The organism is Propionivibrio sp. (assembly GCF_016790145.1).
In the GTDB taxonomy this organism is placed as follows: domain Bacteria; phylum Pseudomonadota; class Gammaproteobacteria; order Burkholderiales; family Rhodocyclaceae; genus Propionivibrio.
Genome location: NZ_JAEUOI010000183.1, coordinates 1 through 9,226 on the forward strand (window position 1 = coordinate 1; position 9,226 = coordinate 9,226).

The window sequence follows — 9,226 nt, forward strand, 5'->3', positions numbered from 1 at the left end:
GAATCCCTGCTGGCCGGTGCCATTGGCAGTGCTTCGGCGCGGGTGCTGGTCGCTTCGGTGGCCAAGGAGGAGCCGCTCAGTCTGTCCGAGGTCATGGATATCCTCGATGAATCCTCGCAGTTGCGCAGCTATAGCCACGAACTGGAGCGCAAATCGCGCGAACTGGAGGACGCCACCCGTGATCTCAAAGCGGCCAACGTCCGCCTGCAGGAACTTGATCGTGTCAAGGACGACATCATGTCGTCGGTGACCCACGAGCTGCGCACACCGTTGACCTCGATCCGCGCCTTTTCCGAAATCCTGCGCGACGATCCGAAGATGCATCTGGCCGACCGCGAGCGCTTTCTCGGGCTGGTGGTCAGCGAAACCGAGCGGCTGACCCGACTGATCAACCAGACGCTCGATCTGGCCAAGATCGAGTCGGGCAAAGCCGACTGGCACGCTACCGAGGTCGATCTGAAGGATCTCATCGAACAGTCGCTGGCGGCCACCAGCCAGCTTTTCCGCGAGCGGGGGGCGCGCATCGAGCTTGAACTGCCGGACGGATTGCCGTTTATTCTGTCTGACCGCGACCGTTTGATTCAGGTCATGCTCAATCTGCTGTCAAATGCAGTAAAGTTTCTCCCGGCCGGGTCGGGCTTGGTGCGCGTGAGTTTACGTGCCGGGGCGAACGGGCTTGAGGTGAGCGTTGCCGACAACGGACCCGGTATCCGCGCGCAGGATCAACAGATCATTTTTGAAAAATTCCGGCAGGTCGGCGACTCGATGACCGACAAGCCGACTGGAACAGGCCTTGGTTTGCCGATCAGCCGGCGTATCATCGAGCATTTCGGTGGGCGCCTGTGGGTCGACAGCGTTGTGGGAGAAGGCGCCACCTTTCATTTTTACCTGCCCTACGTGCAGGCTGCTGTATTAACGGAGAACGCTCCTGTGTAGGGCGTTCGGAGTAGGTTGGTAATGGAGGAGACATGAGCAAAAAAGTACTGATTGCCGACGATGAACCGAATATCGTCATTTCCCTCGAGTTTTTGCTGCGCCGTGAAGGTTTTGAAGTGCTGGTTGCGGTCGATGGTGAAGAGGCGCTGGCCAAGGCGCGTGCCGAGCGGCCCGATCTGGTACTGCTCGACGTGATGATGCCAAAGATGAATGGCTTTGATGTCTGTCAGGCCTTGCGCGCCGACCCCGAGCTGGCGTCGATGCGCGTGCTGATGCTCACCGCCAAGGGTCGGGAAACCGAGGTCAGCAAAGGCCTGGGGCTGGGCGCCGATGGCTACATGACGAAGCCATTTTCAACCAAGGATCTGGTGGCGCAGGTGCGCGTGCTGCTGGGGGTCTAGGTGAATTCCTCGCGCAAGCTGGTGTTTGCCGCAGCGACAGTGTGCCTTTTCCTGCTGGCTCTGGTCGCTGCCGAGGTTGCGCTGATGCAGCTCGGTGCTGGTGCAGGCGGCGAAGCGGTACTCAGCTTCAGTGATCGCGTTGTCTCAATTCTCATGGTCGCCGTGCTGGCCTGTGCGCTGGCCTGTGCGGCACTGCGCGAGGTGTATCACCGTTATGTGCGGGCCAGCCTGCGTCTCGCCGAAGAGGCCGGTGCGCTGGCGGCGCATTGCGGTGTGCGGGTTAGCAACTATGTGGCTCCCGAATTGCAGGCTATCGGGCAGGCCGTCAATCAACTGGCAAGCGTTCGCGACGCATTGGAAAACGATCTGGCCGGGCGTGTTCGTGAAGCCCGCGCCTCACTGGAAGAAGAACGCAGTCGCCTTGCCGCATTGATGGCCGAGCTCAACCAGAGTGTCGTCGTCTGCAATCTCGATGGTCGCGTGTTGCTCTATAACCAGCGGGCGCGTGAAGAATTGAGCGGGCTCGAGGAAACCGGCGGTGTCGAGTTGCTCGGGCTCGGTCGCTCGATATATACCGTTCTTGATCGCAGCTTGATTGCCCACGCGCTTGAACGACTGCAGCAGAGGCCAGGAGAAATGGCCGGGTCGCGCTCTGCGCAGTTTGTCACCGCCACGCGCAGCGGCCGGCTGTTACGCGCGTTGATGACACCGGTTCTGGCGGCAGACGGCGAACCGGCGGCCGCCTCCACGCTCACCGGTTTCGTCCTGATCCTCGACGACATTACCGCCGATCACGAGCGCGATGCCCGACGCGATGGCTTGATCCAGTCGCTGACTGAAGGCGGACGCGGACCGCTGGGAAACATCCGCGCAGCGGCCGAGACACTCACCGATTTTACCGACATGCTGCCTGAGCAGCGTGCGCGTTTTCTCGGCGTCATTCGTGACGAAGCACGGGCGCTGTCCCTGCATCTGGAGAGTGCAGCGACGGCCTTCTCGAACGATCTGCGCGTGCGCTGGCCGCTCGAAGAAATGCTCGGCGCCGAGTTGGTCAGTGCCGCTGCTCGCCGCATTGCCGAGCACGCCGGGTTGGCCGTCAAGGTCGACAATGTCGATGATAGCCTGTGGCTGCGTATCGACAGTTTCGGTTTGCTGCAGGTACTGTCCTTTCTGTCCACACGCCTGCACGACGAATACCAGATCCGTGAGGTACGCCTTGCCCTGGCACTCGACGGGCGTTTGGCGCAGCTTGATCTGATCTGGGCTGGCAGTTTCATGAATAACGAAACAGCGATGACCTGGGAAATGGATTCGATGAACACAGCCGGCGAAGCGACGCCGCTTTCCGTGCGCGATGTGGTTGATCGCTGCAACGGGGAGATCTGGTTTCAGCGCGAACGCGTTTCGCATCGTGCCTTTTTCCGCATCATGCTGCCGATTGCCGAGATGCCGAAGGATGCTGCCCGCAGCAGGGAACCGGCGCTCCAGGGCAGCCGGCCGGAGTTCTACGACTTTGATCTTTTCAATCACTCGGCAGTCAGTCATCAGCTTGACGAGTGCCCGCTGGCCGAACTGACCTATACGGTTTTCGATACAGAGACTACCGGGCTCGACCCTTCGGGTGGCGACGAGATTATCCAGATCGGCGCGACACGTATCGTCAATCGCCGTCTGCTCGGTCACGAGTGTTTTGACCAGTTGGTCGACCCGCAGCGGGTATTGTCGAAGGAGTCGATCCTCGTTCATGGCATCACGCCGGATCTGCTCGTCGGGCAGCCAACCATTGCCACCGTGTTGCCTGCCTTCCTCGCTTATTGCGCCGATACGGTGCTGGTTGCGCACAATGCCGCTTTTGACATGCGTTTTCTGCAACTCAAGGAAGCGCGTCTCGGCGTGCGCTTCGAGCAACCGGTGCTTGACACGCTGCTGCTCTCTGCGGTGTTGCATCCCAATCAGGAAATGCATCGTCTCGAAGCCATTGCCGAACGGCTGGGTGTCTCGGTTTTTGGTCGTCATACGGCCTTGGGCGATGCCATGGTGACAGCTGAAGTTTTCCTTAAAATGTTGCCGCTGCTCGCCGCAATGGGCATCCATACCTTGCGCCAGGCGCGTGAAGCGAGTGAGAGGACCTACCATGCCCGACTCAAGTATTGATGCCGCCCACCCGCATCCCGATGCGCTGGTCAGCCTTGGCATCAGTGCGGCAGGCGCCCGCGTTGCGCCGCTTTCATCCTTCTCCACCCTGCGCCAACTGGTGCGCTCAGCGCCGCTAACCGTGCCGCCGTCGGCGAGCGTGCGCGAAACCTTGCTCAAACTGGATACTGCCCACACCGACGCCATTGTCGTTGTCGATGAGGCGAGCCGCGTAGCGCTCGGCATCGTGACGCTACGCGACGTGTTGCGCCGCATCGCCATCGAAGCCGGTGACCTCGATGTGCCAATCGCCTTGATCATGACCGGTGGCTTGATCACCCTGCCGGCCGACGCCACCGCGCATCAGGCGAGCGTCATCATGGTGCGCCGCGGTGTCCGCCATCTGGTGCTGACCGAAGTGGACGGAAGCTACTTCAATGTCGTTTCACAAGCCGATCTTTACACCCAGCCCGGCGCCCGCGCCGAAGAACTGGTCACCGCCATTCTGGCAGCCAGGGATGTCGATGCCCTGACCACCCTGGCTGCCGGTGTACGCCGCCTGGCTACCCACCTGCTGGCCGAGCGGGTGGGTGCCGAAGCCATCTGCCAGCGTATTTCGGCGCTCAACGATCTGCTCACCTTGCAGGTCATCGAACTGACCGCAGGACGTTTCGAACTGCCCTATGTTCCCTGGTGCTGGCTGGTGTTCGGATCCGAAGGTCGTCTCGAGCAGACGCTGGCTTCCGATCAGGATAACGGCCTGATCTTTGCTGCGGCCTCTGAAGACGAAGCCGCCAGCCTGCGCCAGGCTTTTTTGCCCTTTGCCCGAGCCGTCAATGAGGCACTCGATGCCTGCGGCTTCCCCTTGTGTAATGGCAACATCATGGCCAGCAATCCGGCCTGGTGCCTCTCTCTTGATGAGTGGAAGTCGGCTTTCGGAGAGTGGATGTCCAACGCGCATCCGGAGGCTTTGCTCAATTCAACCATCTTCTTCGATTTTCGCTCGCTCTACGGGCAGGATTCGCTGGCTGGCGAACTGCGCGAATGGCTGCTGGCCAGAGCGTCAGAGTATCCGATCTTTCTGCGTGCGCTGGTTGCAAGTACCATGAACTGGGGGTCGCCGCTCAATTGGTGGCAAGGTTTTCGTTATGACGGCAACAAGGAGTTTCCGCACACCATCGATCTGAAGAAGCACGGTGCGCGTCCCTTCGTCGATGCGGCACGCATCCAGTCCCTGGCCAGGGGCGTACCGGATACCAATACCGTCGAGCGCCTGCGCGCCGCCGGCAGCGCGATCGGCATACCGCCTCATGAAACAGCCGCGTTAGTCGATGCCTTCTATCATATCCAGCGTATGCGGCTCGAACATCAGGTCGCTGCCAGTGCGAACGAGGATCCCAATCGCGTCAATCCCGATCTGCTGCATGCGCTTGATCGGCACATCCTCAAGGAGTCGCTGAAACAGGCACGCAGCCTGCAGCAGCGACTGGCAATGGAATACGCATTGACGTCTTAGCGACTTGCGGCCCGCTTGTTCAGTGCTCAAGTCGTGCGCGGAAGTTTTCCGGCACCTGCGTGACTTTGCGCGTTGCATAGTCGAAAAAAACAATCCCGGTTTTGCCGCGTGCCACTTCTCGTTGGCTTGATCGTTCGTTCATGCACCACAGCAGGTCGCAGCCTTTGCTGCCGAAGTCTGCAGCGCCCATGCGCACAAGCATTACTTCGCCGTGAAAGGCCTCCGAGCGGTATTGCAGCGCCGCATCCGAAATAACAATACCGACCCCCTCGATATCCAGTTCGCTGTAACCGAGGGACTGGAAGAAGCGGGCACGCGCCTCCGAAACCACAGTCAGCAGCAGCGCATTGTCCAAATGTCCGCCGTAGTTCATGTGGCTGAGGTAGAGGGTGATTTCAGTGGCAAAGGGAAACTGCTCGGGGAGTTCGATCTGGATACGGGCCATGGCTTTCTCTGCTCAATTTCAAAAAGTAAAGGCGCTAGCATAACAACAAGAACCTTCGCTGCGTTTGCAAGCTTGAATTTGATCGAGGTTCCGGCGCGCTGATACAAACGAAATCAGGCACAGACAAGAGAGCTTGTCCGTCTGCTTTCCAGGAACTCCTCGCTGGCAAGAAACCTATTGACGGCGGTGGTCAGAGACGGAGATACTCTTCAATGCAGCTTGAATTTCCTGTACATCTTTCATTCACCACCGGAGGTAATCATCATGACCAGAAGCACACTACTTGCACTGTCTGCCTTGGGGCTCGTTCTGGCGGGCTGCGCCAGCGACCAGCAGTTGCTTGCCGGCGATCAGGGCAACGCCCTGCAGAGCGCGGTACGCCGTGGGCAGTTTGACCTGTCCTGCCCCAGTGCCACCGGAACGATTCTCTCCAACACCCTGCTCCAGCCAGCACTCTGGAACGGGATCGAACGCGCCGAATATACGGTTGGTGTGCAGGGTTGCGGACAGAAAGTGACTTATCTGGTGGTTTGCCAGATCGGATCGGTCAGTTGCGTTGCGGTTTCCGGAAGAAACCAGGCCTTCGCGCAGTAGACTGGCTCCTCATTCGAAGCGCCACGCACAAGCACCGCAAAATCCCGAATGACCGCCGCCTTGCTGGCGACAGCCCAAACGGGCACTACCTTAAAGCTCAATGGAGAACCTATGATTCAAAGAATTATATCCTGGCTCTCGGCCTTGGCTCTGGCCGCAACCCTCGGCGCCTGCGCCACACCTGGAACGCAACCGGATGAAATTGACCTGCGCGCCGGGGTTATCGAACAGATCACCCTCGTCCAGTTGCAAAGCAATCAGCATGCGGGCGTCGGCGCCGTGGTCGGCGGCCTGGCCGGACTCGGAATCGGCAGTCTGATCGGTGCCGGCACCGGGCGCGATGTCGCCATGGTGCTGGGAGCCGTCGGCGGCGCATTCGCCGGCAATGCCGTGCAGAAGAAATACGATCAGCCCCTTGCGGGGCAGCAAATCGTCGTCCGTGTCAACAATGGGGTACTGGTCTCGATAACGCAGCCGACGAATCCAAATCTGTTCAATGGCCAGCGGGTGTACATCCAGGGTAGCGGTGACGGCGCACGGGTCGTTCCGCGCTAAGCAAATTACTCACCAGGTAACGGGCTGTCTGCCAGCCCGTTACTCCTATCCCTTGATCTATCCAGCCAGTTCTTTTCTTCGCCTAAGGAAACGCTGAATAAGCCGTCACACCGGCGGAAGCCAGTGTCCATTGTGTTCAGCTTGCTGCATACCGCCTCAATATCGGCGAGGGTGAAAAACGTACATTCGTTCCCGCCCAACGCTTTGGCGAGATCGTCGCGGGTCGCCGTGCTATCACCGCCGACACCGATCTGAGGTTGATCCGGTTTTTCGGGCCGCCGGTTGGTTGATGGCTGCGTGGGCAGGTCCACCATGACACCGAATGTGCCAAGGATAGTCTCGCAACTACTCTGGTCAAGATCAGGCCATGGACGGAAGTCGTCGCCGATACCACTGACCATGCTTGACAATGCTTGATGCGCCTTGAAGAACTTTACTTCGTTAAAGCAAGGGAGTACCTTTTTCGTCAGCGCAACACCATCAACCATCGATTAGCAAAGGGGAGAATCATGCAACAAACAGCACGTCCGCGTCGTAGCGTCCTTTACATGCCGGGCTCGAACGCCCGCGCCCTCGACAAGGCGAAAACCTTGCCGGCGGATGGGCTGATTCTCGATCTTGAAGACGCGGTCGCCCCCGACGCCAAGGAAACTGCCCGCAAACAGGTCTGCGAGTCCGTGAAGGCGGGCGGCTACGGGATGCGCGAAGTGATCATTCGCGTCAATTCCCTTTCTACGCGATGGGGCTTCGACGATGTGGCCCTGGCGTCGAAATCCGGCGCCGACGCGCTGCTGTTGCCGAAGGTGGAAAGCGCCGACGCCATCCGCCACATGGAGGCGATCATGCGAGCGAACGGCGCCCCGGAGACCATGGCCATCTGGGCGATGATGGAGACGCCGCGCAGTGTCCTGGAATCCCAGCGGATCGCCGAGTCGACGCCGCGCATGGCCTGTCTGGTGATGGGCACTTCGGATCTCGCCAAGGAGCTTGACTGCGCGCATACCCACGAGCGTCTGCCGTTCATTACCTCGCTCGGACTTTGTCTGCTCGCCGCGCGCGCGGCCGGACTTGCCATCCTTGACGGTGTTTACCTCGACCTCAACGACGATGCCGGTTTCGAGTTTGCCTGCCAGCAGGGATCGGAACTCGGTTTCGACGGCAAGACGCTGATCCATCCGAAGCAGGTGGGAGCTTGCAACAAGGTATTCACGCCGAACACCGCCGACGTCGAATGGTCGCGCAAGATTATCGAAGCTCATTCAGCGGCAAGCGCACGCGGCGAGGGCGTTGTGGTCGTCGACGGCAAGCTGATCGAGAACCTGCACGTGGAAAGCGCAAAGCGGGTAGTCACGATGGCCGAGGCGATCGAGAAGATGCAGGCCGCCTAAGCTGTCGCCGCGTAACGGACGAGGCGGCGCATTGCTGAGCGCCGCCGCTTCAGGCAGATCAATCATTCTGCGCTGAGCTGGATAGATTCCGCTGGACGAAAATATACGAAATCCAAGCGAACGAACCAAGTAGGAATGCAAGCACTCACGACTGTTCCGATCGGGAACCGGCATCCGTTGCGACGACTTCGACGAGGACATCGGTGTAGAAGAGCTTCTAGTTGGCAAGCAATCTGGCGACAGTCAGTGATCGTTCGGTCGCTGGTTGCCGGGTAGAAAAAATCCAGTTTGGTAATAGTGCCTCTGATTGTCTTCCGCCACAAATTCAGGGGCGCGCCGCCGGCAGGGCAGACCTCCCTAGGCACGTAGAGCAAGACCGTTATTCGGTTCCTTTCCTGCTTCTGAAAAACGTCGAGCCTGGAAGCCAATCAACAAGGTCATCTTCAAGCCCGAATGCATGGAAAACAATATCCATGCGCTTCACAGGTCATGGCGTGCCAGGATCTCCAGTTGACGGGTGTTACAGCGATGTGCCGGGGTAAAGTCCCGGGTCGGTTTGGCCTCCTCGACGGGAATCGAACCCATATCTCACGCTTAGGAGGCGCGTGCACTATCCATTATGCTACGAGGAGGTCGGGGCGTATTCTAGCGCGCCGGGGTGCTCGACTGCCAATTTCCCTTTAATATTGAGAATGATGATGCTCAAGCGAATCTGTATTTCCGTGTTTCTGTTGATCGCACTTACCAAACTGTCATGGGCCGATGCGGTGCCAGCGGTCGGCAGCGTGGCGCCGGCTTTTGCACTGCCCGACCAGAGCGGGCGGGATGTTTCTCTCGAAAGTCTGCGCGGCAGGTGGCTGGTGCTTTACTTCTATCCCAAGAACGATACGCCGGGGTGCACGGAAGAGGCCTGCAGTTTTCGCGACGATATGGCGCAGTTGACCAGGCTCTGGGTGCGCAGATTGTCGGCGTCAGCATTGATAGCACGGCTTCAAATGCAGAGTTTGCGGAAAAGTATCACCTGCCTTTCCCGCTGCTGGCCGACAAGGACGGCGCCGTGGCCAAACGCTATGGGGCCTACGCGGACTGGACAGTCGCTCGTTTTGCCCGTCGTTACACCTTCCTGATCGACGCACAGGGTAAAATCGCGAAAACCTATCTCAAGGTCGATACCTCGAAGCATTCAGCCGAAATCATTGCCGACCTCAAACAACTCTCTTCGTCCTCCGGAAAGTAAGCTCACTTCATGCCGCACCTG

At 59.3% G+C, this 9,226-nt stretch carries 9 protein-coding genes, 1 tRNA gene and 1 pseudogene; 8 read left to right on the forward strand and 3 right to left on the reverse strand.

From position 1 onward, the window contains the following. From JNM42_RS15325 to JNM42_RS15340, 4 genes are all read left to right on the forward strand, one after another. Positions 1-936: HAMP domain-containing sensor histidine kinase (locus JNM42_RS15325; RefSeq protein ID WP_294272023.1), on the forward strand; the 936-nt coding region annotated here is incomplete at its 5' end. A 32-nt stretch (positions 937-968) separates the two neighbouring features. Continuing rightward, on the forward strand, positions 969-1,337 hold the full coding sequence (locus JNM42_RS15330) for a response regulator (protein WP_294272025.1): 369 nt from the start codon (positions 969-971) through the stop codon (positions 1,335-1,337). Beyond that, positions 1,338-3,491 (forward strand): exonuclease domain-containing protein, encoded by a 2,154-nt coding sequence (locus tag JNM42_RS15335; RefSeq protein ID WP_294272028.1) that lies wholly within the window; start codon positions 1,338-1,340, stop codon positions 3,489-3,491. It abuts the gene before it with no gap. Further along, entirely contained in the window at positions 3,472-4,986 is a 1,515-nt protein-coding gene (locus JNM42_RS15340; protein ID WP_294272030.1) for a DUF294 nucleotidyltransferase-like domain-containing protein, read from the forward strand. The genes JNM42_RS15335 and JNM42_RS15340 overlap by 20 nt, the downstream gene beginning before the upstream one ends. A gap of 19 nt (positions 4,987-5,005) precedes the next feature. On the opposite strand, the gene JNM42_RS15345 is transcribed toward JNM42_RS15340, so the two are convergent. Beyond that, positions 5,006-5,431 (reverse strand): thioesterase family protein, encoded by a 426-nt coding sequence (locus tag JNM42_RS15345; protein WP_294272033.1) that lies wholly within the window; start codon positions 5,429-5,431, stop codon positions 5,006-5,008. A gap of 264 nt (positions 5,432-5,695) precedes the next feature. On the opposite strand from JNM42_RS15345, the gene JNM42_RS15350 reads away from it, so the two are divergent. Next, positions 5,696-6,025: a hypothetical protein gene (locus JNM42_RS15350; RefSeq protein ID WP_294272035.1), complete on the forward strand. Its 330-nt coding sequence runs from the start codon at positions 5,696-5,698 to the stop codon at positions 6,023-6,025. 111 nt (positions 6,026-6,136) lie between these two features. Then, positions 6,137-6,580 carry a glycine zipper 2TM domain-containing protein gene (locus JNM42_RS15355; protein WP_294272038.1) on the forward strand — a complete coding sequence of 148 codons (444 nt, stop codon included), beginning with the start codon at positions 6,137-6,139 and terminating at the stop codon, positions 6,578-6,580. Between the two features lie 5 nt (positions 6,581-6,585). Here JNM42_RS15355 and JNM42_RS15360 read toward each other — a convergent pair whose 3' ends face one another. Further along, on the reverse strand, positions 6,586-7,068 hold the full coding sequence (locus JNM42_RS15360) for a hypothetical protein (RefSeq protein WP_294272040.1): 483 nt from the start codon (positions 7,066-7,068) through the stop codon (positions 6,586-6,588). Between the two features lie 21 nt (positions 7,069-7,089). Between JNM42_RS15360 and JNM42_RS15365 the strand changes: the two genes are divergently transcribed. Continuing rightward, on the forward strand, positions 7,090-7,968 hold the full coding sequence (locus tag JNM42_RS15365; protein ID WP_294272042.1) for a CoA ester lyase: 879 nt from the start codon (positions 7,090-7,092) through the stop codon (positions 7,966-7,968). Positions 7,969-8,525: 557 nt separating this feature from the next. On the opposite strand, the gene JNM42_RS15370 is transcribed toward JNM42_RS15365, so the two are convergent. Beyond that, a tRNA-Arg gene (locus JNM42_RS15370) sits at positions 8,526-8,600 on the reverse strand. A 66-nt stretch (positions 8,601-8,666) separates the two neighbouring features. Here JNM42_RS15370 and JNM42_RS19515 point away from each other — a divergent pair. Continuing rightward, a pseudogene (locus JNM42_RS19515) lies at positions 8,667-9,205 on the forward strand (peroxiredoxin). The last annotated feature ends 21 nt before the right edge of the window (positions 9,206-9,226 follow it).

Excerpts from the sequence above, each read along its gene's own strand:
- JNM42_RS15340 (WP_294272030.1), top strand. The coding sequence starts at position 3,472 with ATGCCCGACTCAAGTATTGATGCCGCCCACCCGCATCCCGATGCGCTG.
- JNM42_RS15360 (WP_294272040.1), bottom strand. The coding sequence starts at position 7,068 with ATGGTTGATGGTGTTGCGCTGACGAAAAAGGTACTCCCTTGCTTTAAC.
- JNM42_RS15350 (WP_294272035.1), top strand. The coding sequence starts at position 5,696 with ATGACCAGAAGCACACTACTTGCACTGTCTGCCTTGGGGCTCGTTCTG.
- JNM42_RS15330 (WP_294272025.1), top strand. The coding sequence starts at position 969 with ATGAGCAAAAAAGTACTGATTGCCGACGATGAACCGAATATCGTCATT.
- JNM42_RS15355 (WP_294272038.1), top strand. The coding sequence starts at position 6,137 with ATGATTCAAAGAATTATATCCTGGCTCTCGGCCTTGGCTCTGGCCGCA.
- JNM42_RS15345 (WP_294272033.1), bottom strand. The coding sequence starts at position 5,431 with ATGGCCCGTATCCAGATCGAACTCCCCGAGCAGTTTCCCTTTGCCACT.
- JNM42_RS15365 (WP_294272042.1), top strand. The coding sequence starts at position 7,090 with ATGCAACAAACAGCACGTCCGCGTCGTAGCGTCCTTTACATGCCGGGC.